The organism is Corynebacterium sp. A21 (genome assembly GCF_052266655.1).
GTDB lineage: Bacteria > Actinomycetota > Actinomycetes > Mycobacteriales > Mycobacteriaceae > Corynebacterium.
The window spans coordinates 95,947-118,794 of sequence record NZ_JBQPQY010000006.1; the positions used below are offsets into that span (position 1 = coordinate 95,947).

Below are 22,848 nucleotides of genomic sequence, written 5' to 3' on the forward strand. Positions count from 1 at the left end.
CCGCCGGTAACGATCGAGGAGGTAGTTCTTGGTCCGAGTAGAAAGCTTCAGTTATAGACATCGGAGTCCTTTCAACTCCACTGCAAAAAGGCATCCGGTGAGGCTGAGGCCGAGGAGATATTCGTTGCTCAGAGAAAGCGGCGATGCCATCGGCAGGCCGATATTCTTCTCGGCCAGTAGTTTTCCATCGAGCGATAGAATACGGATTTTGCCGTCAAGACCAGGTAGCAGAATCTGATCGTCGACCAGTGTTGGTTGGGCGAGAACGGGCCCATGGCCCTTTGAGTACGGCTGCATCGGGAATGGTGAATCTGCCTTCACCTGGAACTCCCAGAGCACAGATCCATCAGTTGAATCCAACATCTGCAGGCCGTGTCCGATAACGGTGCTTAAAATTCCCTTCGGAGTCGGTATGGGTGTGGACGGGCTGAAGCGACCTGGGTTTGGTGCACTCCAGCGCATCGCGCCACTGGAGGAATCCAAGGAAATGGTCTGCGAGAAGGCTGGCATCAGCACCGAATCCGTGAGCGCATCATGGCTGGCTGTTCCCATGATGAGCAGGCGTTTTTTCTCGCCGAGTGATTCTTCCGAAACTTCCGGGGAGGTTCTCGCCCACGCATCGCTGCCGTCACTGAGGTTCAACCCGACGGGGTGATCCGGGCTCGGCCAAAAACCGACGAAGATCCGACCCTCATGGATCAGCGGTGCGGAGTGGTTGACCAGATTATGGTGCGGCGCAATGTCGGTCCGCCGCCAGATGACGTCTCCGGAGGTGGCGTCAATTGCCCTCAGATCAGCCTGATCACCGACCACGATCATGGTGCCGGCGGCGACCGGAGATCCCCAGGCGAATCTGCGGAGTGGATCCGAGGATGGCACCTTCCACAACTGTTCGCCGGATCCGGCGTCAAGTGCCACCACATCACCGGTCACCTCGTGCACTATCAACTTTCCGCCGACCAGAACCGGGGTGGCCTTGACTGCATTTTCACTCTGATAGCGCCAGAGACGAGTCCCATCAGAGATCCGGAATGCCTCGACGGCACCGCCGACGCCGTCCTCGAACTGCGAACCCACGAAGACGCGGTCACCGGCTACGACAGGGGTCTGTCGATGGCCGGCACCACCAATATCTGTCTGCCATGCGAGCAGTGGACTGAGGATGGCGCCACCTGATCGAATAGTCGCTTTCCGCCAGACTTGACTCTCCCTGGTATCGGCCGAGTGCTGCCAGACCAGGGAATCAATCTCGAAATCTGAACCATCCCAGGTCATGAACCGGATCATCGGCGGACTGTAGTCGAGACCACCAAAGAAGGTGGGAGGAGTGTTGACATGGAGGACACCGTCAACCTTCACGATTCGGGACGTGTGCCAGTGCCCTGAGAAGGTGGCGATCGGCAGACGTGGAACATGATCCAGCAGAGTTGATGAAGGCTGGTCATGAAACAGCAGCGCCCATGGCTGCTCCGACGGGATCGAAGCCAGGTCCTGACGCAGCCACTCCAATTGTTCCGCTGTATCCATCCCCAACTCAAAGGTGAGCCAGTCAAGGGACACCACGTGTAGCCCCGGAACGTTGAAGCTGAACCACCGAGGACCGAAATGGCGCTCATAGTTCTCGGGGTAAGCCGCATTGGTCAGATAGTTATTCGGCGACACCACCGACTCAGAACGACCAGCCATATGATCGTGATTGCCCGGAATGACATGAACCTCAATGCTGCACTCAGCAAGAAGCTTCTTAAGCGCGATGAATTCCTCGTCGATCCCGAGATCAACCAGATCTCCGGTGACAAAAACCGCGTCAATCTCGGAGTACTCTTCTTCTACCAGGTTGAAGAACCTCTTGAGCTCTGCCGGTGTCGTACCTTCACTGTAGAGCGACTGTTTTCTTCGCGCGGTCTCATCAGATGTCTGCCCACCGATCGACAGGTGAATGTCCGTCAGGTGGATAAATCGATATGGACTTGTGCTCTTCCGGGGCTCAAGGACAAACTCCATTGCCTGGCTTGTAGCTGGCTTCCACCAGTCCTCAGCGCGAAAGTTCTCGGGCGCACTGACCATCACAAATTTTCCGCGATCAGGAAGGTCAAAGTTTCCTTCGAGGTCAGTTTCGACCACATCGACCGTGTTTGAAACTGCGATTCCGTTCAGAGGGCCATTAGGCCCCACCACTCGACCATGCATTATCCACACTCCTCAATAGTTATTTTCAGCATCGATACAACGAAATCAATAACGGTGTTCGGCAATAACTTCGGCGGTGTCCTTGAGGCCCTTCTCTGCACCTGGTACCTGTTTCCGAAGCAGCACATGGATCGCATCGAGGACCGCCATATGAACCAATCGACTAGAGGTTGCTTCCACGCGGATCTTGGTTTCAGCGCTTCCTGCAATGACGTAGGAGTCACATAATTCGGTCAGCGGCGAACTCGTGAAACTCGTGAGCGCGGTAATCCTGGCGCCAGCCTCACGTGCGGAGCGCACTGCTGAAATGGTTTCAAAAGTAGAACCGGTATGACTGATCGCAAACAACACGTCTTCAGGGCCCAGCATTTTCGCCCACACATGCTGGGCGTGAACATCACCAATGAAGGTGGAGTGCATGCCCAACATGCTCAGTCGGTAGGTGAAGTCACGAGCCAGCATCGATGAGGTGCCCACTGCAACCACGTGGATACGGCGTGCACCAGCCAGATGGGCCGCCACAACTTCCACAGCTTCTACATTGATGACGGCAGCGGCATCTATCAGTGCCTTCGCCGACTCTTGTAGAACCTCCTGGATGGGGTTCTCGCCGGGAATCTCCCCCGGCGCAGCCGACGGAATGTGGTGAATTGTAATTTGCGTTTTCAGGTCCTGGAAGCCCCGCAATCCGATCGCATTACACATCCGAATCACCGTGGCGGGGGACACTTCCGCCTTCAGTGCCAGTTGCGTCACCGAATCGTTCAGCACCGCTATCGGGTCCAGCAGTACGACATCGGCAACTTTGCGCTCTGCCGGGGAAAAGGATGGCAAGTACGAGCGAAGCTGCTCGAGTATGCCCCCGGTTCCGGAGGCGGCATTTCCTGTTTCGTTCATGATGCTAAAGCTACGACCCAACTATGAACGAAAAAGGATTTCAGAGTAAACAATGTATGAATGTTTCATTCATCTTGGTAATCTGAAATAATGTTTCACATAGGATGGGCGATGACCCAGGAAGTCTCCCCCAATATTTAGCGAGGAAAATTGCGCACCTTCTTGATTTTCGACTGGAATGGCACAGTCATGTCAGATGTAGAACGGGCAGTTCACGCCACTAACGCAGCGCTTAAGGGTTGCGGGATCAACCCCGTGAGCACGCTGGAGTTCCAGGAGACCTTCACCCTGCCCATGACGGAATGGCTCAGCGAGCTCGGGGTTGCCGAAGAGAACTTGGGTACAACTGAAGCCAAGTGGAACGAGGGCATGCAAAACCCGGCTCAAATGCGCAGCGGCGCGGCGGATCTCATTCACACCTTGAAAAGCAAGGGCGTGATGTTAGGGGTGGTGACCGCCGCAAATCAAAAATCCCTGACCTTTGATATCGAGGCCGCCCAGTTGCAGGGGGTCTTCGATTTCGTTCATTCATCCGTCGCAGACAAGGAAAATTGTTTGCGAAACCTAAAAAGCGAAGAAGGCCGCTACCTCTATGTCGGCGACACCGCTTATGATGTCCTTTCCGCACGTAGCGCGGGGTATGAAGCCATCGCTATTTCCGGGGGTTACCAGTCAAATGCGCGCCTCCAAGCGGCGGCACCGGACCACTTTGCGCACAGTTTCCAGGAACTCGCTACCATCGCGATGAGCTAGCCACTGACGGCTCCCCCTCTCCCCGGCAGGTTCCGGGACACCGTCACTCGGGCGGTGGCAAGCCCGCTAAACGATGGCCGAGCGCAACCCGTTGTTCTGCGCCTTCCCATGACCCCTGGTGCCCGAGGTGCCGTCACGAGGCTTTCAGATCGCCCATCTGGTCCAGCGGGGCAGGGGTCCTCCGCCGCTATCTGTTGAGCATTCTCCGCCGGCAGCGTAAGCGGCTACTTCCATCGGCCACGGAAGTTCAGTCCACCCGGAAGCTTCACCCATACTCCACCGCGGCTATTGAGGGTGACCGGCCCGATCTTTGTCGAAGCCGATGCACCGGAACCGGAGAGGTTCAGCCAGCTGTTCTTGCCGAGCTTCTTGCGTTGACGGAAGATGATGCCCATGGCGGTTTCGGCTCCTGCTCGCTCAAGATCGGTGAGAATGATCTCCCAGTATACGTTCCCGAAGCCGCAAATTTAGGCAGCAAAAGACCCTGTCCCGTTCTCCCGGCTTTCTACTGGGAGGATGGACAGGGTCTTTGCCGCGTCTGGCTAGGGAAGCTGTTTACTTCTGCGGCTGGGCACCCGGCTGCGGGCCAGGCTCACCGGAGTCACTTTCGCCGTTACCGAAGGCGCCACCCTCATAGTTCGGGGTTTCGCTGGAAGAGATGCGACGGCCCTCGTCGATGATCCGGTCTAGGTCCTCGTCAGTGACGCGGTCGGTCTCCGGAACATCGCCGTCTGCTGCGCTGTCGACGTCCTTGACAGCGGCAGCAGCTTCGACGGAGAGCTCAGAGAACTCGCCCGCTGGCAGCGGCTTCGGACGCGGCGTGAAGACGAACTTCGCGCCGTCGGTGTCCTTGGACTCGCCGTCCCAGCCCTCGACGTCGACCGTGACGATCTCGCCGGCACCGAGCTCACCGAAGAGCATCTTCTCGGACAGGGCGTCCTCGATATCACGCTGGATGGTGCGACGCAGCGGTCGGGCACCGAGCACCGGGTCGAAGCCACGGGTTGCCAGGAGCTGCTTGGCCACGTCCGTGAGCTCCATCTCCATGTCCTTGGCGCCCAGAGCCTTCTGCACGCGACCGATGAGCAGCTCGACCATCTGGACGATCTGATCGCGGGTCAGCTGGTGGAAGACCACGATCTCATCGATACGGTTAAGGAACTCGGGGCGGAAGTGCTTCTTCAACTCATCGTTGACCTTGTTCTTCATCCGATCGTACTGAGCATCGGAGTCCGTCTCATTGGAGCCGGAGAAGCCCAGTCCGACAGCCTTGGAGATGTCAGCGGTACCCAGGTTCGAGGTGAAGATCAGAACGGTGTTCTTGAAGTCCACGACGCGACCCTGGCCGTCGGTCAGACGACCTTCTTCCAGCACCTGCAGAAGCGTGTTGTAGATCTCCTTGTGTGCCTTCTCGATCTCATCGAAGAGGACCACAGAGAAAGGCTTGCGACGGACCTTCTCGGTCAGCTGGCCGCCTTCCTCGTAGCCGACATATCCGGGAGGTGCACCGAAGAGCCGGGACGCGGTGAAGCGGTCATGGAATTCGCCCATGTCGATCTGAATCAGGGCATCGTCCTCACCGAAGAGGAACTGCGCGAGAGCCTTCGACAGTTCGGTCTTACCCACACCGGACGGACCGGCGAAGATGAAGGAACCGGAAGGACGCTTCGGGTCCTTCAGGCCGGCACGGGTACGACGGATCGCACGCGAGACAGCCATGACAGCCTCTTCCTGCCCGATGATGCGCTTATGGATTTCCTCCTCCATACGCAGCAGTCGGGAGGACTCTTCCTCGGTCAGCTTGAAGGTCGGGATACCGGTCCAGGCACCGAGGACCTCAGCGATCTGCTCTTCGCCGACCTCAGCGATTTCCTCGAGGTCACCGTTGCGCCACTGCTTTTCCTTCGTAGTACGCTCCTCGCCCAGCTTGCGCTCCGTATCGCGCAGGCCAGCAGCCTTCTCGAAGTCCTGGGCGTCGATCGCCGCTTCCTTCTCGCGACGGACATCAGCGATGCGCTCATCAATCTCGCGCAGCCCCTCGGGAGCGGTCATCCGCTTGATGCGCATACGTGCACCGGCCTCATCGATGAGGTCCACTGCCTTATCAGGCAGGAAGCGGTCGTTGATGTAGCGATCAGCCAGGTTGGCTGCCGCAACCAGGGCACTATCAGTGATAGAGACACGGTGGTGAGCCTCGTAACGATCACGCAGACCCTTCAGGATCTCAATGGTCTCCTCGACGGAGGGCTCCGGAACCTGAACCGGCTGGAAACGACGCTCCAGAGCGGCGTCCTTCTCAATGTGCTTGCGGTACTCATCCAGAGTGGTGGCGCCAATGGTCTGGAGCTCACCACGTGCCAGCTTCGGCTTCAGCAGTGAAGCAGCATCAATGGCACCCTCAGCGGCACCGGCACCGACCAGGGTGTGGATCTCATCAATGAAGAGGATGATGTCACCGCGCTGGTTGATTTCCTTGAGAACCTTCTTCAGACGTTCCTCAAAGTCACCACGGTAACGGGAACCCGCGACCAGGGAACCCAGGTCCAGCGAGTAGACCTGCTTATCCTTCAGGGTCTCCGGAACCTTGCCGTTGACGATGTCGAGGGCCAGCCCCTCCACCACTGCGGTCTTACCGACGCCGGGCTCACCGATGAGCACCGGGTTGTTCTTGGTACGGCGGGAGAGCACCTGCATGATGCGCTCGATCTCCTTGGAACGACCGACCACCGGATCCAGCTTGCCGTCCTTGGCAGCCTGGGTCAGGTTACGACCGAACTGGTCCAGGACCAGTGAGTTGGAACGGTCACCGGACTGGCCACCGCGGCCGCCGGCGGCACCGCCGGGAGCGGAGCCAGCACCCACCGGGCCAGCGCCTGCACCCTGCGGTGCATCCGGCTCATCGTTCTGGCCACCCTCGTAGCCGGAGAGCAACTGGATAACCTGCTGGCGTACGCGCGGGAGGTCGGCGCCGAGCTTAACGAGGACCTGGGCGGCAACGCCCTCACCTTCACGGATCAGGCCGAGCAGCAGGAACTCAGTACCGATGTACTTGTGGCCCATCTGCAGACCCTCACGCAATGAGAGCTCGAGGACCTTCTTGGCACGCGGGGTAAAGGGGATATGACCGGTGTGGGGCTGTGAACCCTGACCGATGATCTCCTCAACCTCCTGGCGAACGGCATCCAGGGAAATACCCATGGACTCCAAGGCCTTAGCAGCTACACCCTCACCCTCATGGATGAGACCGAGAAGAATATGTTCGGTTCCGATGTAGTTGTGGTTAAGCATGCGCGCCTCTTCCTGTGCCAGGACGATGACGCGACGTGCGCGGTCGGTGAATCTCTCGAACATCTTTTACCCCTAACCTTCACGGTCTACTTAATGTCACCTACTTTAACGCCCGGCCGGGCCAATTCCTTGCACCTTAAAAAGGGAGTACCTGAAATAGCCAGGATTTTCCACTATTTACGCAGGTAGACAGACTATTTTAGGGCTGTACGCCGGTAGCGAACACTCTACTTTCAACGCCGCATCGCCCAGGTTCCGGTCTTTTCCAGCGACCTATAGTTGGCCCAGCGTTCAACACCCCGACATGGAATGGAAAAGACCTTGCAAACGCGTTGACTCAAATTCTTGCGGGCAGTACAGGCAGGCACTCTCTGCCCTATATATAGGGCCGTATCGGAAACAGATCCGAAAGCCCACTCCATCGGCCTCGCACAACTCCCTGTTGCCACTGAGCTAACCGATCATCAGAGACCAACTGCCGACTTCATTACAAAGGGGCCCGTCAGCGTGGGCTTCTCCATCATTCATCGGGAAAAATTCGGTTAATAAAAATAACTGCCCCTTGACGAAATCATCCGGAGTGATTTGTCAATACTTTTATGTGCACAATTATTTATAACAACAGGTAAACGGCAGGTATATATCTCCTTACTTTTCTAAGGTTGTCCATGAATTTACATATATATATTCTTATATCCGGGCAATAAAGGACCTTTCACCCCCTCAGTTGGTCACCCGATCGGATTCATTATCTGGTCAAAACTAATTCATTAGATCGATTGAAATCTAGAAATAAATCACCCATAACCCCTGATAAGAGACGTTATCCCGCCAATCTTCCGTGGAGTATTCCGAAAGGTAAGATCTTATAAAGCCTCCACAAGGGCTAGGCGGAAAGCCTAAAACTTCCCTAAGGTCTTACTCAGCGACTGAGTCGCCAGGCATTGCGAAAGGTTAAGAATCTCTAATTAGGTACTTTCTTTTCGTAGTGGACTTTCCTTGCTGGCCCCACAGGCTCGGCCTCGGGTCTTTAATAACCCACACCGATTTATCTCAGGAGTTTCACTCATGTTCAAGAACCGCCTTCGCACCGCCGCTCTCGCCGGCGCCGTCGCCGTAGCTACCGGCCTCTCTGGCCTGTCTATCCCCGCATACGCCCAGACCCAGGATGGCAACTTCCAGGAGCAGGACGGCTCCGCCGCTCAGCCCGTTTCCCCGCAGAACATCTCCGAGGCAGAACTTCGCACCCAGACGGATGCCACCGCCAGCTACCTCGCGGGCCTCCAGGGCGCCACCTCCCTCGAGAGCGTCATCGAGGCCTACATCAACCTCGGTGGCGACGGCTTCGACCCGTCCGAAGGGGCCGCAAAGGTCGCCTTCGAAGAGGCAAAGAATGAGGCTTCCGCTCAGCTCGCTATCTCTGCCCAGAACATCCTGAACGCTCGCGCATCCGTCGGATTCGCCCTTGAGGCAGACCGGCAGGCAGAAGCTGATTGGGATGCCTTCGTGGCTGAGCTGAATGCCGTTCTCGGCGGGCTGAACATTCTGATCAACGATGTCAACGCTGCCAACACCCACGTCCCGACCTTCGTGATCCTGCCGAACCTGCCGGCCGTCGCCACTGACGCTACCGCGGTTGATGTCTTCAAGCAGCTGGTGGAGCTCCAGATCACCGTCAATGAGCAGTGGGACCTGGCCGGCGACTGGAACATCGATATCGCCGATGGCGAGTACGTCAACCGCACCCACATGGCTGCTCTCGAGGCCCTGAAGAACTCCCTGGACAACGACCTGGAGTCCGTCACCGAGGCTTACGAGGTCGCCAAGGCTTCCAACCGCGAGGCCCAGAAGTCTGACGTCCTGGTCCGCCAGCTGTTCCTTGAGCGCGCAACCGCCCAGCGCGATACCCTGCGTGTCGTCGAAGCTGCATTCAGCGTCGCAGAGCGCTACATCGAACTCTTCCAGAACAACGAGCTCGTGGGCGACAGCACCCTGCGCACCGAGTACCGCGAGGTCCTGTTCGACATCTTCAACGGTCTCCAGATGAACCTGAACTGGCTGGAAGAGGCTGACGACGCTGCCGTAGCAGGCTTCCTGGTCTGGGAGACTGACCTCCTCGCCAACGACGATGAGAAGCAGTACTTCATCGAAAAGGTCGAGTTTGCTACCGCTACCTACGCCAAGATCTTCATCAACGGCTGGGTATGGCAGGAAGCTCTGGAGCGCGTCGAGCTGCTCGATCAGAACATCATTGACGATCGCAACCAGGCTGAGGCCGACCGTGAGGCTGCCGAGAAGGCTGCTGCCGAGGCTAAGGAGCTCGAGGAAGCCCGCATCAAGGCTCTCGATGACATCGCAAAGGCCCTCGAGGACAAGAACAACACCCCGGCGCCGACCCCCCCGGCAGAGAAGCCCGCTGGCTCCTCTTCTGACAACGCTGGCCTCTTCGGCCTGATCGCCGCTATCGGTGGCATCGCTGCCCTGATCGCTGCTGCTTTCCCCTTCATCTCCAGCTTCCTGCGCTAAATCACCTTCCCGAATTTTCGGGACTCAAGGTGAGTAGGGAAAGTCGCTGAAGACGACACAACCCGCTTCTCCAAGTCAACTGACGCGGAGAAGCGGGTTTCTTTATGCCCATAACCTGCTGGAGTCGCCTCCGGTTCCGAGACATCTCCCCCACCGGAGCGGATGCCAGCGACACGAAAAGGCCCTGTCATACCAACCGGTATGACAGGGCCTTTGTATGGCTAAAAGATTTCAGGTTAGGGGGTGTACAACCCGTCCTGGATCATCCGGATCATCAGATCAGACTTGGTGCTCGCCGCCCGGCCAACGCTCATATATTTTCCACGAACCCGGGCGATGTGAGTCCGGATAGTGTCCTCCGAAACACCTAATTGAGTAGCAGCTTCCCGCTTGGAGACCTTGGAGAGCCAGGTGAGAACCACTTCAAGCTCTCGCTTGCTCAACTGCGGAGCAACCAACTCGTCACTTTTCATCACGAAACTGCCTCCCGGTTAAGATATTCATGTTCTTCTTATATTAGCTTGCACCCGTTCGGGTTTCCCTTTAATCTCGGAAAATATTCACAGAATGCCCTGCACATTGCACATATAGGGGTACATCTAAACCCAATTCACTGAAGTCGGATCGATATCCAACCAAGTGGACATAACGCCACAATCGAAAACTGCAGATAAGCGACTTCTCATGATATTCATAATTACTTATTCCTGACTTTCTGGCGCCCCTCAGGAGCAAACCGGGTGCCGGGAACGGCTCTGATAAGCGCCCCTACCGGCAAACCTCAGACAGGCGTCCGGCGGCCTCGGTATCCTCGCGGTGAGAGTCCCCCGACGGAAGGAATTCCCCCGATGCGCTTCCTCAATGACGCCCTCCCAGCCCATGAGCTGACCTATGCGGATGTGTTCATGGTCCCTAACCACTCTGAAGTGGGTTCTCGAATGTCAGTGAACCTCAACACCCAGGACGGCACCGGCACCACAATTCCACTGGTGGTATCCAATATGACGGCGGTGTCTGGCCGTCGCATGGCTGAGACCATCGCCCGTCGCGGTGGCATCGCGATCCTGCCGCAGGATGTCCCGGCGGAGATCGCCGCGGAGACCATCGCCAAGGTAAAGTCCGCTGACCTGGTCTTTGATACTCCGATCACCATCAAGCCACATCACTCTGTCGGCTATGCCCGCAACCTATTGCACAAGCGTTCCCATGGGGCTGCGATCGTTGTGGACGGTGACCTTCCCATTGGCATGATCACTGATAAGGACCTTCGCGGGGCGGACAACTTCACTCAGGTCAAGGCACTGATGAGCCGGAATCTGCTGACGCTACCGGAAGGGCTGGATACGCAGAGCGCCTTCACCCAGCTCACCGAGGCCAGCCGTAAATTAGCCCCGGTTGTGGACGCCGAGGGCAGGCTGAAGGGGGTGCTCACCAGGAAGGGTGCGCTGCGTGCCAGCATCTATTCCCCCGCCGTCGATGCTGAGGGGCGGCTGCGGGTGGGGGCCGCGATCGGGATCAATGGCGATGTCGAGGGACGTGCGAGAATCCTGGCCGAGGCAGGTGCCGATGTTCTCGTGGTGGATACCGCGCATGGCCATCAGGTGGGAATGCTCGAGGCGCTGAGGCGGATCGTCGCCCTTGATCTCGGGATTCCGATCGCCGCCGGAAATGTGGTCACCGCTGCGGGTGTCCGGGATCTGGTGGCAGCCGGGGCAAGCATCATCAAGGTCGGGGTCGGCCCCGGTGCGATGTGCACCACCCGCATGCAAACCGGTGTCGGCCGTCCGCAATTCTCGGCGGTATTGGAGTGTTCCGCAGCGGCGCATGAGCTGGGCGCCCATGTCTGGGCCGATGGTGGGGTCCGGGACCCCCGCGATGTCGCGCTGGCACTGGCTGCCGGTGCCTCGAATGTGATGATCGGCTCCTGGTTCTCCGGGACCTTTGAATCCCCCGGGGATCTGCACATTGATTCGGATGGCCGGAAGTACAAGGAATCCTTCGGCATGGCTTCCCGTCGTGCGGTCGAGGCCCGGACCTTGGCGGTGGCGGCCTTCGAACGCGCACGGCTGACCATGTTTGAGGAGGGTATCTCCTCCGCCAGGATCTATCTCGACCCGGAGAATGGCGGAGTGGAGGATCTGGTGGACCGGATCATCTCCGGGGTGCGCTCATCTTTCACCTACGCTGGTGCGGCATCCCTCCCGGAGTTCCATGATCGTGCGGTCATCGGGGTGCAGTCCGCGGAGGGTTATGCCGAGGGAAAGGCCAGGTACTCGCGCTAGGTGCGCCAGATTTCCGGGTTGGGGCGGGCGTGGTAAAGCACGGACAGCAAAAGGTTCACACCGCGCTGAATAGCAGCGCGGCGTGAACCTTTTCGGGGAAACCTAGCCCGGGTCCTCGGACTCAACGACCCGGGCGACCTTTGGCAGCGCCGGGCCGAATCCACCAAACCCGACGTGGCCGCCCGGTCGCACCGCGGGCCGCCACGCTGGATGACGCGTTTCCTCGGCGGGGAGGAGCAGCCGCCGAGCGATCTCGGCGTCGAAAAGCTCTTTGAACTGTGTGAAGGTATCTGGAAAGCGGCCGAGTTCTTTAATCCAGCCAGGGTGACGGAGCTGCTTATCGGCCCCCGCCCGATCCCGGCCACCACGCCGTTGCCCCACTGCGGCTTCCGGGAGGCCACCCGAGCCGGTGCTCCCTTCCAATGAAGGTCGGACGCCTGGATCCCGCAGCTGCGGCCGAGCCATGCCGGATCAGTACCACCAGTTGGGTGCGGAATCCTACTTCACCACCGGCGAAGGTCAATTCCGGGTAGGGCGGATTTCACGCTGGCCAAATATCTGGAGTGAGGAACAAGAACGCTCCGACTACCAACTCTTCACCGGGAACCTGGCGCGGAGCTCACCGCCATGAGGATGCCGGTGAAGGTGGGCCCAGAGCAGATCATCCTGCTCCGTCACGCCCGACATACCGCAGATAGACAGGGCCGGCAGGGTTATCCACGATATGCATCGGGGCGATAGATCTGGTCTTCCATCAGCCGCAGCAGCAGGTCAGACTTGCTTGCTGCGGGACGCCCCACCGCCAGGTACTTCTTCCTGACACTGGCGATATGGCTGCTCACGGTATCTGCGGTGATGTGAAGGGCGCTTCCAGCCCGCGACTTGGAAGCCGCAGCCAGCCAAGCGAGCGAGACCTCGATTTCCCGGGCGGTGAGTTTGGGCGAGATGAATTCGGTAACGGCATGCAGAGTCATGGGGCCCCCTTTAAGGAGAATAAGCATTGATTAAGTGGTTTATGATCTTGACTCGATTCTCAGGGAACGAGCTTCGGAAGACCAGACGTTTGCTCCAGCGCCACCCAAACTAGTGTCATCACAATTACCTGCTCAAACGTACTATTTAGAACCGACTCCCCCACATAGGGCTACCCAATCACATGGACATTTAGCCCATACTGTTTCTCAGTTGGAATTCAGGAATAGTCTGGACAAATTAGCCCATTCCGAGCAGCTCGGGCCCACAGGAAAAGCCACCCCCAAATGCCGCGAGAGCCACCCCCGCACCCAGGCCACGCCTTCACCCGTACGCACCCACAGCATTGTCCGATAGGTGAAATTATGTGATGATAGTCTCACCTGAATGCCTACATCTACCTGATCCCGCCATGTCCGGCAGTGTCTCGGACGACGGCGGATGAGGTGCGGACCGCGTTTTTCAGACGGTGCAAACCTCCTCGTTGAAGACACCCCACCGTCAGCGAAACCCCCGCAGGAGAAACCACCATGAGCATCCATGTTCAGCAGCCACAGCCCTATGACATTGTCGGCACCACCGTCCAGATCGCCGGCACCGCTGGCGGGGCCTTCGAAGCCAGCTACAACTATCTGATCACCGAGGGCCACGATGAGGTCGGTGGCCATTTCATGGCTGGCGACGGAGTCGGCGGACACGGCCAGTTCCAGGTGTCAGCCGATACCGCCGGAGCCGCCTTCACCCATGTGGTGGCCTTTGTTGAGGTCTTCCACACTTCCGCCAAGGATGGCTCTCCCCTCGATCGTGTCGTGGTACCAGTCATCCTGGGTGCGCGGATCGTACCCGGCTACACCTCTTACCTGGAGCATGTAGTGCGCAGCGGCGAGACGCTGTGGGCGATCGCCCAGCAGCACTATGGCAACGGCAATCTCTACCACCGACTGGTCACCGCGAATCCCTCGATCACCAACCCCAACCTGATTCACGTCGGCGACCTCATCCGGGTACCGCGGGCAGATTGAGAAGCCCCCACCGCTTATCGGCGCCGCACTCCGCACTAACCTGGTGCGGGGCGCGGCGTCGATAAGCGTTCTCGTTCCTGGCCGCGGTCCTGAGCACCGGGACGTGGGCCGCCGGTGTATTTCGGACATCTACAGTGGGACCGTAGCCAGAGACCGCACCACCGACTGCTCTCCGAACTGATTTAAGGAGCTTTCACAGTATGACTTCCCGTTCTGCCCGCACTGTCGGCATCGTTCTCAGCGTCGCCCTCGCGTTAACCGCCTGCGCCGGGGCAGAAGACACCTCCGCACCGGAGACCGTGACCCAGACCGTCACCACGGACACCAGCGCCGCGGCGAGCAGCGAAGCCACCACCAGCCAGGCAGCCACCTCGGAAGAAACCGCCGACCGGCCGACCGGCGATGACCCAGTCTTCGGCGTGATCGATGCTGTTCTGGCAGAGTACGCCGACGGCATCATCCGGAGCGTCGACCGCGCGTATAACCGCGACGCTTATGACATCGATATCGTGGTCGACGGCCACCTCATCGAGGTGAAGGTCGGCGTCGACGGCACCATCCAGGAAGAAGAGCGCGACAACGATGACGATGACATCCGCGGAACTCAGGACGCGACCGTCACCGCTGCCGACGCCATCCGCGACGCCCTGACACAGCACCCAGACGGTGTTCTTGACGAAGCCCAGCTGGACGAGGATGACGGGCTTCTCTCCTGGGAGGTCGACCTCGACAATGCTGAGCACCGGGATCTCGCCGAGCTGAACCTGCCCGCAAGCTAGGGTTCGCCGCTGGGCACACCTGGAGTCGGGGGTGGTTACCGCCGGAGCTGCCGGAGTCCTCCCCTGCCCGCACCGCGATCAGTGCCGCTTTCATCCGTTCCCGGCCCAGTGGGTAGGAAACGCGGTCGTGCACCGGTTGCGCCGCTTTGCGAGGCCGCGCCGGGATCAATATCGCGCTGATCGGGTGAGCCACCAAGTAGCGTGTCACTGTTGTCCCCCGCTTTCAGAATGCAGAAAGGCTCATCATGAAGAGGCTTGCCTCCCGTTCACTTACCGCCGCGATCCTGGGATCCGCGCTGCTCCTGGGGGCCTGCTCAAGTGGGGAGAGTGCGCCTGGCGAGACCACCTCGGCGAGTAGCTCCACCACCACCGTGTCCAGCAGCGTGACCAGCAACGTGGAGGAATCTCCGGTGGAGTCCAGCACCGCGGAAGCCAACCCGGAGGAGTCCGCCGCCGCGGCAGCGGGTGCTGCAACTGGGGGCGCAGAAGATACTTCGGGCCAGGAGGATTCGAATGCTCCAGCGGGAACCCCTGCTCCAGCCACGGCCACCCCCGGCGCTGAGCAGGTCCTGCCGGAGGCCGCTCCAGCACCCAAAGAACAGCCGGCGGAGCAGGCCCCGAGCAACAGCCAGCCGGACCGTCAGGCCGTTGCCGAAGGACTGGCCGCCGTAGTGGGGGCCTCTGGGCAGGACATGAGCCAGATTTCCCCGGAGTTGGCCGAGCAGGCTTATGGCTGCATGGCCGACTCCCTGATCGCCCAGGGAAATACCTCAGTGACCACCGCCCTGGTCAACCAGAATGACACCGCCATGACCCCGGCGGACAATGAGGCGCTGATCTCTGCCGCCATGTCCTGCCAGTCCCAGATGCTCCAATAGCAGCTGGTGTCCCCGAGGGTCGGGTTCCTGGGACGTATCGCGCAGGGTGTCCGCAGTCTCTGGAGCCGGGCCGAAACTGATGAAGCAGAGAATAACCCCTTGGTGGGAACTACCTTAAGTAGGTATGAATCCCGGTGAGCATTCCATCAACAGCCTTCTGGAGCTTCTGGCATCCGGAAAGTCAGTCGCCACGAAGATGAATTTGGCGCGAACCATCAAAACACGGGAATCCGGTTTCGGTTGGATGATGGGTGGGTCAATCCTGTTGGCGGTGGACCCTGCTGGACTCAGCGTGCACCGTAACGGCTGGGAACTGCATGTGCTCCGTGATGGCGAGGATATTCTCCGGCGCACGAAGCAGGGGGCATGGCACTTTGAAGGTGATCCCGTGCCCTCGTTCCACCCCGGAGGCGATGTCGCTTCCTTCGGACTCATGCCCTATTTCCTGGGTTTTCCCCTCGTCCTCAGGTCATTCAGTGGCTACAACGCAGCAGCGGTGCAGGAAACCGTCTTCATCGGCAGGCCGGTGGTGATCGTTCCCCTGGCTGAATTCACCTTGACCATCGACACCGAATATGGCGTGATCCTGAAGATGGAGGATGCCACCGAGATGCTGCAGGCAACCGAAGTCACCTTTCCTGACTCCTGGTCTTCACCGACCTGGGAGGGGCCCACCCAGACTCCACCGGGGTTGAGTGAGGAATCCGCGGAGCCAGCGCCGAGACCGGAACCGCCGGTTCTTCCACCAACCCCCGAAGGGCCACGTGAGCTGCGGATCTACTGTGGCCAGGATGCACTGGAAGGTTCCATGCCGGACTGGACACCGGGTGAGAACTTAAGGCTCCGCCTCTCCTTCTCCCTGGATGAACCTCCCCTGGCGGGATTGCTGACCACCCGCCGCGGGCTCCTGGACCCCCGCGATGACACCGACCACCGCCGCTACACGTTCCGGGCGCAGGGCTGGTCGGCACTCCTGCAGCCGGAGGAACCGCTGCGTGAGGAAGAGGAGTTGAGGGGGTACTTCCGGGATGCCGGCTACGCCGATTTCAGTGAACCCACTGACGTGGTGGTCACTGCAGTCCACCACTACGACCAGGACCTCATCATCGATGTAACCCTGGACGGTGCGCTTCCCCCGCCGCTGGAACCCCACCGGGATGGTTCCGTCGCAGCGGATGCAGAAACTCTGTGGGTGGCGGAGTACCGACGCCCGGTCATCCGCGGCTATGACCGGCGCACCGGCGAGCTCCTCCATCACCGCTACCCGCCCACCGACATGCCGGTGGTTCTCAAGGAGGGTCCCCTCGCGTGGAACTTCACTACGGCCTGGACTCTCCCCGAATTGGAAGAGACGGCAGAACAGGTCCTACCTGCGGTGCCGGAGGGTTGGGAATTCTACACCACTCTCGATACCGATCTCCATGTTCTCCGGGCCAAGGAGAGAGCTACCCAGGCCCTCCTCCGAACACATCCGGCGTTGTTCCAGGAGGTGGACCTTGAGGGCTGGGTGATCAACGATGGGTATCAGCTCGGCGAGCAGATCATTGTCTGGTCCATGAGCAACCTGCTGGTGCTGGACAAGGATCTGAATGTGCAGGAAATCTATGCCATTGACACCTTTTCTTCGGAGCCTTCGCCCCAGGAAGGCGCTCCCGAACTGGGCAGGAAGGTGGGCACGCAGGTGGTGTTCAGTAATGCGGAATCCAGCAGACTGAGATTCGTAGATGCCCAAACAGTAGTCACCCTCACCACCTTCACCGCACCGGAGACCCACCGGGCGGAGCCGGTGTACGGCACCGGCGAGTTGATCCTCGTCGCGCTGTGGAACGATAGCAACCAGATCGTAGACCGACTGGCTACATGGTCCCCCGCCAATGGCTGGCAGGTGCTGGCACTGACCACTTGATCCCGGAGCGCTCCCACCCGGTGTCGTGGGTGCCGTCGTGCAGGGTGCAGCGTCGACAAGCTGTTTCCTCCCGGAACATCGGCTGGGGCACCGAAGCCTTCATCCGGTGGCTCAGCTAAATCGCCTCCCTATTCCCCTGCTCGCGGCACCTCTCTGGTCATCACCACCTTCCCCTGTGCCTCATCCCACCGGAACTGAGCGGTGGAGGTCCCGCAGGCCCCCGCGTTGCTCTCCCCCTCCCGGGGCCAGTGCCCGGTGACCTCGATGGTCTCATCGTCCAGCCGCACCACATCAGGGCTGAAGCCATAGGCCTCACTGGTGGCGGTACCGAGATATTCCCCCTGGTTGAACAGCATGATCTGGTAGGGCGAGGATGCTGTTCCACCCTCGATCGGAAGCACAATCCAGGACAAGGCCACACAGGAGTCGTAGCCATCGATGATGGCGTACCCGGTGTCCCAGGGCCAGTCATTATAGGTGGGGACCTGGCCTGCCCAGCGCTCCGCAGCCCCCGGCCCGCTCAGATCACTGCACTGGGTGTTTCCCTCCTCATCTGACCCCTCATCCTCGGTGGTACCGGAGTTCACTGTCCCGCTGGCTTCTCCGGGATCAGTGAAGGTGGTGAGGCCGCCGGTACTTTCTTAGTGATTCAGCGCAGAGCGTGACGGGTAGGTCTCGAGAATCCGGCGAATTATCTTATTTCCGAGGTCATTCGCCGGATCCTCGAGACCTAAACGTCATTTCCCAGGAGAAGGATGGGAAGGATGGGAAGAAAAGTTCACCACCACGCTGGGCACCGCGAGAACTAAAGCACTGCGCCCCATACCAAAAGCTGGTGTGGGGCGCAGTGCGCGGAGCAGAAAGAAGAGGTTTAGTGCTTGACCTCGGGCTTGACCATCGGGAAGAGCACGGTCTCGCGGATACCCAGGCCGGTCAGGGCCATCAGCAGGCGGTCAATGCCCATGCCACAACCGGAGGTCGGCGGCATGCCCTGCTCCATCGCGGCGAGGAACTCCTCGTCCAGGACCATGGCCTCATCATCGCCATCTGCAGCCAGACGGGCCTGGTCCGCGAAGCGCTCGCGCTGGATGACCGGGTCGACAAGCTCGGAGTAGCCGGTGGCCAGCTCAAAACCACGGACGTAGAGGTCCCACTTCTCGGTCACCCCCGGCTTGGAGCGGTGGTCACGGGTCAGCGGGGAGGTCTCAACCGGGAAGTCCTTGACAAAGATCGGCCCCTCAAGCAGATCCTCGCAGAGCAGCTCCCAGATCTCCTCGACCAGCTTGCCGTGGCCCCAGCCAGCCTTGGCCGGAACCTCCAGGCCGATGACTTTGGCGATCTCCTTGAGCTCCGCCACGCCGGTCTCGACGGTGACCTCCGGCTGGCCGGGGAACTTCCGTGCCAGGGCCTCGTTGAGCGAGGGGTACATCTCGACGACCGGCCATTCGCCACCGAGATCAAACTCGGTGCCATCAACCCAGGTCACGGTGGTGGAGCCGAAGACTTCCTGGGCCACTGACTGAACCAAGCCCTTCATCAGCTCGGCGCCGGTCTCGTAGGTGCCCCAGGCCTCATAGGTCTCGAGCATTGCGAACTCGGGGCTGTGGGTGGAATCCACCCCCTCGTTGCGGAAGTTGCGGTTGACCTCGAAGACGCGGTCAATGCCACCGACGACGGCACGCTTGAGGAAGAGTTCCGGGGCGATGCGCAAGAACAGATCGATATCCAAGGCATTGGAGTGCGTCTGGAAGGGGCGCGCCGCGGCTCCACCGTGCAGGGTCTGGAGCATCGGGGTCTCGATCTCCATGAAGTCCTGATCCTCGAGGTAGTGGCGCAGGGCGCGCATCACCTTGATGCGGGTCAAGGCATTCTTGCGGGCCTCTTCGCGCATGATCAGGTCGGTATAGCGGTTGCGGACGCGGGTATCCTCGTTCATCTCCGCGAAGGCCACCGGCAGCGGGCGCAGCGACTTGGCCGCCATCGTCCACTTAGTGGCCATGATGGAAAGTTCGCCACGACGCGAGGAAATCACGCGGCCGCGGACCGAGACAAAGTCACCGAGGTCGACATCGGACTTCCAGGCGGCCAGCGCTTCTTCGCCGACCTCAGCCAGGGAGAGCATGGCCTGCACCTGGGTGCCGTCCCCCTCCTGGAGGGTGGCGAAGCAAAGCTTGCCGGTGTTGCGCATGAACATCACGCGACCGGCGATGGCGTGCTCGATCTCGGTCTCAGCACCGGAGGCGAGGTAGGTGACGCCTTCCGCGTTGCCGGCCTCTTCACCCTCGGCCAGGACCTGGAACTTCTCGCGCAGTTCAGTGATCGAGATGGTGCGGTCAACGATGACCGGGTATGCCTCGACTCCCCCCTCGATCAGGCGTTCACGCTTTTCTCGGCGGATGCGCAGCTGCTCGGGAAGATCATTGGTCTGGGCTTGGGTTTCCTTAGCGTTCGTCACGTGTTCCAAGACTAGTGCATGCTTCTATCTCTTCCGAAGTACAGCAGCCGCGAAGTAGGGCGCAGCCAGCACCGGGATCAGTCGGGGCCCGGTGCAGTGGAGCGCCCCGGGACGCATCGTTGCAAATCTGATATCACTTTAATCCCCGATTCCTGATAATCTGATATCAGATTAATTCAGGCTTCCGGACTGAACTCCAGCGCACCACATCCAGCGCACCACATATAGAGAGGTCGATTGCCCACCATGAGCACCCCGATCAACCCCCAGTCTCCGCCCGAGAACGATCCCCGCCACACTGAGAGCGCCGGGACCGAGATCTCCGAAACCGTGATTCCCGAGGTCGCCGACCACCCGGTGGGCCATGAGGGAGTCAAGGTCGAGATCTCCGAACAACGCACCTGGACCGGCGGCACCGGTCCGGCCTTCGCCGCGCTCATCCTGATGATCCTGATGGCCTTGGTGGCAGCAGGTGCGATCGCCCTGGCTGGTGCCGGGGTCGCCCACCCGGGCATCATGATCCCGATCGCGGTGATCCTCTTCATTGCTTTCATCTTGCTGTCCACCATGATCAAGGTGGTCAGCCCGGGCCATACCCTGGTGGTGCAGTTCTTCGGCCGCTACCTGGGCACCAACCGTCGCACCGGGCTCTCGCTGGTTCTGCCGCTGAGCACCGTGAAGAAGGTCAGTGTGCGCGTGCGCAACTTTGAGACCGAGACCATCAAGGTCAATGATTCCAATGGCAATCCCGTGAACATCGGCGCCATCATCGTCTGGCAGATCGCCGATACCGCCAAGGCCACTTTCGCGGTGGAGGAGGTCGAGGAGTTCATCAACACCCAGTCCGAATCCGCACTGCGCCATGTAGCCACCACCCACCCCTATGATGGCGGCACCTCCCACAACCCCTCGCTCTCCGGATCCACGGACCTGGTCTCCCGGGAGCTGGCCGAGGAAGTCGCCGCCCGCGTCCACCTAGCCGGCCTGGAGATCATCGAGGCCCGCATCGGCTCCCTGTCCTACGCCCCCGAGATCGCCCAGGCGATGCTGCAGCGCCAGCAGGCCGGCGCCATTGTCGATGCCCGCGAGACCATCGTCGAGGGTGCGGTGACCATGGTGGAGTCCGCACTGGCACAGCTGGAGGCCCGCCAGATCGTGGACCTGGACCCCGAGCGTCGCGCCGCCATGGTCTCGAACCTCCTCGTGGTGCTGTGCTCCGACACTAACGCCCAGCCGATGATCAACACGGGCAGTTTGTACACCTAAGACCATGGCACGTAAAAATATCGCCCTGCGCATCGACCCAAAGGTCCACGAGGCGATCGCACGCTGGGCCAATGATGAAACCCGCAGCACCAACGCCCAGATCGAGATGATGCTGCGGGAGAGCCTGCACCGGGCAGGACGCCTTCCCAAGGACGCCGGGGAGCTTCCCCGCCGCGGACGGCCCCCCGCGGACGTCGATAAGCAGGAAGACGCTTAACGACGACCGCCCTCCCCCTTCGCGATGCGCGGGGAAGGGCGGTTTCCTGCTTCAGCGATTAGCTGAGCAGCCAATCATTGGGAGAGAAGAGCTCGAAACGCACGGACTTCGGAGCCCTCTCGGCGGGGACCTTGGCCAGGTCGGCGCGGACGGACTGCAGGAAGGTGTTGCCACCACAGAGATAGACATCCGCGCCCTCGAGATCCAGCGTGGAGATATCAACCAGCTCGCCATTCTGGCGATAGCTGGCAGCTGACTTCACATGCGGCAGCCGCTCAAGCAGCACGGAGGTCTGACCCCGCTGGGCATGGTTCAGCTCGGACTCATCGGCGTGCAGGTAGACCGTCTGGCGGTTGACACCGACCCGGGCCATATAGGCCAGCATGCCGACCATCGGGGTAGAACCGATGCCGGAAGAGATCAGCACAATCGGGGTATCGCCGTCCTCGAGCACCAGATCGCCGGCGGCAAGAGTCGCCTGGATGGTGTCGCCGACCTGCACATTTTCGCGCAGATAGGTGGAAACCTCACCCTCCGTCTCAACCACGATGGTGTAGCGGCCCGGCTGCTGGGCGATGATCGAGTACTGCCGCAGCTGGCGGGCACCATCCGCGAGCACCACACCGATGGAGGTGTACTGGCCCGCCCGGGGCTTAGTCAGGTCGCCCTCAATGGTGTACTTGGTGGCGATCTCGGTGAGATCCTCACGCTCGACGACCTTGACCTCACGGAAGACATCGCCCGGCTTGACGTTATCGGAAGCGTAGAGCTCCTTCTCAAAGGAGATCAGCACCTCCGCCATGATCCAGTAGACCTCACTCCAGGCCGCAGCAACATCCTGGGTCACCACATCAGCCCCGAGCACCTCGACGATAGCGGCGAAGAGGTTCTCATACACCACCTGGTACTGGTCCTCGGTAATCCCGAGGGAGACATGCCGGTGACCGATCCGCTTGAGCAGCTCCACCGGATCCGGAACATTCGGATCGACCAACATGGAAGCAAAGGTGGCCACGGAGGCCGCCAGCGCCTGCTGCTGTGCCCCGGACTTCTGGTTACCACGGTTGAAGGTATCGTTCAGCAGCTCTGGATGCTTGCTGAACATGGTGCGGTAGAAGACCACGGCGATCTCGCCGATGTTCGCACCGACAGCCGGGAGAGTGGCCTTGATGATCTCCTCATGCTCCGGAGTGAGCGTGCGATCACGGGACGTGGGCTGAGTAATGACGAACATATGCAGATCCTCCTGGGTGGGATTACTTACAGTTTTGCCGGCCTGGCAATAGGCACAACTTTAACACGGACTTTATCGGTTAAATTAATTAACGCCGGCTTTGTGGGATCAATCACTGTTTCAGCTTTTTCTCGGAGAGGTCTAGCGATTCAGGCACTATTCACCCGGCGGCCATATAGAACT

Annotated in this window: 19 protein-coding genes; 9 read left to right on the forward strand and 10 right to left on the reverse strand. The window is 60.0% G+C overall.

What is annotated here, in order from left to right:
• Window positions 1-51 precede the first annotated feature (51 nt).
• Together ACTU46_RS10675 and ACTU46_RS10680 are read right to left on the reverse strand one after the other, a co-directional pair.
• Window positions 52-2,190 (reverse strand): outer membrane protein assembly factor BamB family protein, encoded by a 2,139-nt coding sequence (locus ACTU46_RS10675; RefSeq protein WP_443381652.1) that lies wholly within the window; start codon window positions 2,188-2,190, stop codon window positions 52-54.
• Between the two features lie 45 nt (window positions 2,191-2,235).
• The gene (locus ACTU46_RS10680) at window positions 2,236-3,087 is read right to left on the reverse strand and encodes a MurR/RpiR family transcriptional regulator (protein ID WP_443381653.1); all 852 of its coding nucleotides are present in this window, start codon (window positions 3,085-3,087) and stop codon (window positions 2,236-2,238) included.
• A 162-nt stretch (window positions 3,088-3,249) separates the two neighbouring features.
• Here ACTU46_RS10680 and ACTU46_RS10685 point away from each other — a divergent pair, with 162 nt between their 5' ends.
• Entirely contained in the window at window positions 3,250-3,840 is a 591-nt protein-coding gene (locus tag ACTU46_RS10685) for an HAD family hydrolase (protein ID WP_443381691.1), read from the forward strand.
• 224 nt (window positions 3,841-4,064) lie between these two features.
• On the opposite strand, the gene ACTU46_RS10690 is transcribed toward ACTU46_RS10685, so the two are convergent.
• Entirely contained in the window at window positions 4,065-4,235 is a 171-nt protein-coding gene (locus ACTU46_RS10690) for a DUF4236 domain-containing protein (RefSeq protein WP_443381654.1), read from the reverse strand.
• A gap of 160 nt (window positions 4,236-4,395) precedes the next feature.
• Entirely contained in the window at window positions 4,396-7,191 is a 2,796-nt protein-coding gene (locus tag ACTU46_RS10695; protein ID WP_443381655.1) for an ATP-dependent Clp protease ATP-binding subunit, read from the reverse strand.
• A 1,005-nt stretch (window positions 7,192-8,196) separates the two neighbouring features.
• Here ACTU46_RS10695 and cspB point away from each other — a divergent pair.
• Window positions 8,197-9,654: an S-layer protein PS2 gene (gene cspB, locus ACTU46_RS10700; RefSeq protein WP_443381656.1), complete on the forward strand. Its 1,458-nt coding sequence runs from the start codon at window positions 8,197-8,199 to the stop codon at window positions 9,652-9,654.
• Window positions 9,655-9,890: 236 nt separating this feature from the next.
• Here the strand turns inward: cspB and ACTU46_RS10705 are convergent, their stop codons facing one another.
• On the reverse strand, window positions 9,891-10,127 hold the full coding sequence (locus tag ACTU46_RS10705; protein WP_443381692.1) for a helix-turn-helix transcriptional regulator: 237 nt from the start codon (window positions 10,125-10,127) through the stop codon (window positions 9,891-9,893).
• 375 nt (window positions 10,128-10,502) lie between these two features.
• Between ACTU46_RS10705 and ACTU46_RS10710 the strand changes: the two genes are divergently transcribed.
• Window positions 10,503-11,936 (forward strand): GuaB1 family IMP dehydrogenase-related protein, encoded by a 1,434-nt coding sequence (locus ACTU46_RS10710; RefSeq protein ID WP_443381657.1) that lies wholly within the window; start codon window positions 10,503-10,505, stop codon window positions 11,934-11,936.
• 102 nt (window positions 11,937-12,038) lie between these two features.
• On the opposite strand, the gene ACTU46_RS10715 is transcribed toward ACTU46_RS10710, so the two are convergent.
• Both ACTU46_RS10715 and ACTU46_RS10720 read right to left on the reverse strand, forming a co-directional pair.
• Window positions 12,039-12,401, reverse strand: coding sequence for a hypothetical protein (locus tag ACTU46_RS10715; RefSeq protein WP_443381658.1), 363 nt, complete (start codon window positions 12,399-12,401; stop codon window positions 12,039-12,041).
• 248 nt (window positions 12,402-12,649) lie between these two features.
• Window positions 12,650-12,910, reverse strand: coding sequence for a LuxR C-terminal-related transcriptional regulator (locus tag ACTU46_RS10720; RefSeq protein ID WP_443381659.1), 261 nt, complete (start codon window positions 12,908-12,910; stop codon window positions 12,650-12,652).
• 528 nt (window positions 12,911-13,438) lie between these two features.
• Between ACTU46_RS10720 and ACTU46_RS10725 the strand changes: the two genes are divergently transcribed.
• From ACTU46_RS10725 to ACTU46_RS10740, 4 genes are all read left to right on the forward strand, one after another.
• Window positions 13,439-13,930 (forward strand): LysM peptidoglycan-binding domain-containing protein, encoded by a 492-nt coding sequence (locus ACTU46_RS10725; RefSeq protein ID WP_443381660.1) that lies wholly within the window; start codon window positions 13,439-13,441, stop codon window positions 13,928-13,930.
• A gap of 200 nt (window positions 13,931-14,130) precedes the next feature.
• Window positions 14,131-14,709, forward strand: a complete 579-nt coding sequence (locus ACTU46_RS10730) for a PepSY domain-containing protein (protein ID WP_443381661.1) — start codon at window positions 14,131-14,133, stop codon at window positions 14,707-14,709.
• Window positions 14,710-14,954: 245 nt separating this feature from the next.
• Window positions 14,955-15,587, forward strand: a complete 633-nt coding sequence (locus ACTU46_RS10735; protein WP_443381662.1) for a hypothetical protein — start codon at window positions 14,955-14,957, stop codon at window positions 15,585-15,587.
• A gap of 124 nt (window positions 15,588-15,711) precedes the next feature.
• Complete coding sequence (locus tag ACTU46_RS10740) at window positions 15,712-17,493, forward strand: hypothetical protein (protein WP_443381663.1); 1,782 nt, start codon at window positions 15,712-15,714, stop codon at window positions 17,491-17,493.
• Window positions 17,494-17,621: 128 nt separating this feature from the next.
• Here the strand turns inward: ACTU46_RS10740 and ACTU46_RS10745 are convergent, their stop codons facing one another.
• Both ACTU46_RS10745 and lysS read right to left on the reverse strand, forming a co-directional pair.
• On the reverse strand, window positions 17,622-18,080 hold the full coding sequence (locus ACTU46_RS10745; RefSeq protein WP_443381664.1) for an LppP/LprE family lipoprotein: 459 nt from the start codon (window positions 18,078-18,080) through the stop codon (window positions 17,622-17,624).
• A gap of 284 nt (window positions 18,081-18,364) precedes the next feature.
• Window positions 18,365-19,948, reverse strand: coding sequence for a lysine--tRNA ligase (lysS, locus tag ACTU46_RS10750; RefSeq protein WP_443381665.1), 1,584 nt, complete (start codon window positions 19,946-19,948; stop codon window positions 18,365-18,367).
• 333 nt (window positions 19,949-20,281) lie between these two features.
• Here lysS and ACTU46_RS10755 point away from each other — a divergent pair, with 333 nt between their 5' ends.
• Together ACTU46_RS10755 and ACTU46_RS10760 are read left to right on the forward strand one after the other, a co-directional pair.
• Window positions 20,282-21,214, forward strand: a complete 933-nt coding sequence (locus ACTU46_RS10755; protein ID WP_443381693.1) for an SPFH domain-containing protein — start codon at window positions 20,282-20,284, stop codon at window positions 21,212-21,214.
• Window positions 21,215-21,218: 4 nt separating this feature from the next.
• Complete coding sequence (locus tag ACTU46_RS10760; protein ID WP_443381666.1) at window positions 21,219-21,431, forward strand: hypothetical protein; 213 nt, start codon at window positions 21,219-21,221, stop codon at window positions 21,429-21,431.
• 58 nt (window positions 21,432-21,489) lie between these two features.
• Here the strand turns inward: ACTU46_RS10760 and ACTU46_RS10765 are convergent, their stop codons facing one another.
• Window positions 21,490-22,665: a protoglobin domain-containing protein gene (locus ACTU46_RS10765; protein WP_443381667.1), complete on the reverse strand. Its 1,176-nt coding sequence runs from the start codon at window positions 22,663-22,665 to the stop codon at window positions 21,490-21,492.
• Window positions 22,666-22,848 lie beyond the last annotated feature (183 nt).

What these genes read in the sequence shown, in the direction of transcription:
- cspB (WP_443381656.1), top strand. Translation starts at nt 8,197, where the DNA reads ATGTTCAAGAACCGCCTTCGCACCGCCGCTCTCGCCGGCGCCGTCGCC.
- ACTU46_RS10725 (WP_443381660.1), top strand. Translation starts at nt 13,439, where the DNA reads ATGAGCATCCATGTTCAGCAGCCACAGCCCTATGACATTGTCGGCACC.
- ACTU46_RS10695 (WP_443381655.1), bottom strand. Translation starts at nt 7,191, where the DNA reads ATGTTCGAGAGATTCACCGACCGCGCACGTCGCGTCATCGTCCTGGCA.
- ACTU46_RS10715 (WP_443381658.1), bottom strand. Translation starts at nt 12,401, where the DNA reads ATGGCTCGGCCGCAGCTGCGGGATCCAGGCGTCCGACCTTCATTGGAA.
- ACTU46_RS10680 (WP_443381653.1), bottom strand. Translation starts at nt 3,087, where the DNA reads ATGAACGAAACAGGAAATGCCGCCTCCGGAACCGGGGGCATACTCGAG.
- ACTU46_RS10710 (WP_443381657.1), top strand. Translation starts at nt 10,503, where the DNA reads ATGCGCTTCCTCAATGACGCCCTCCCAGCCCATGAGCTGACCTATGCG.
- ACTU46_RS10730 (WP_443381661.1), top strand. Translation starts at nt 14,131, where the DNA reads ATGACTTCCCGTTCTGCCCGCACTGTCGGCATCGTTCTCAGCGTCGCC.
- ACTU46_RS10765 (WP_443381667.1), bottom strand. Translation starts at nt 22,665, where the DNA reads ATGTTCGTCATTACTCAGCCCACGTCCCGTGATCGCACGCTCACTCCG.
- ACTU46_RS10720 (WP_443381659.1), bottom strand. Translation starts at nt 12,910, where the DNA reads ATGACTCTGCATGCCGTTACCGAATTCATCTCGCCCAAACTCACCGCC.
- ACTU46_RS10740 (WP_443381663.1), top strand. Translation starts at nt 15,712, where the DNA reads ATGAATCCCGGTGAGCATTCCATCAACAGCCTTCTGGAGCTTCTGGCA.
- ACTU46_RS10705 (WP_443381692.1), bottom strand. Translation starts at nt 10,127, where the DNA reads ATGAAAAGTGACGAGTTGGTTGCTCCGCAGTTGAGCAAGCGAGAGCTT.
- ACTU46_RS10735 (WP_443381662.1), top strand. Translation starts at nt 14,955, where the DNA reads ATGAAGAGGCTTGCCTCCCGTTCACTTACCGCCGCGATCCTGGGATCC.
- ACTU46_RS10690 (WP_443381654.1), bottom strand. Translation starts at nt 4,235, where the DNA reads ATGGGCATCATCTTCCGTCAACGCAAGAAGCTCGGCAAGAACAGCTGG.
- ACTU46_RS10675 (WP_443381652.1), bottom strand. Translation starts at nt 2,190, where the DNA reads ATGCATGGTCGAGTGGTGGGGCCTAATGGCCCTCTGAACGGAATCGCA.
- ACTU46_RS10760 (WP_443381666.1), top strand. Translation starts at nt 21,219, where the DNA reads ATGGCACGTAAAAATATCGCCCTGCGCATCGACCCAAAGGTCCACGAG.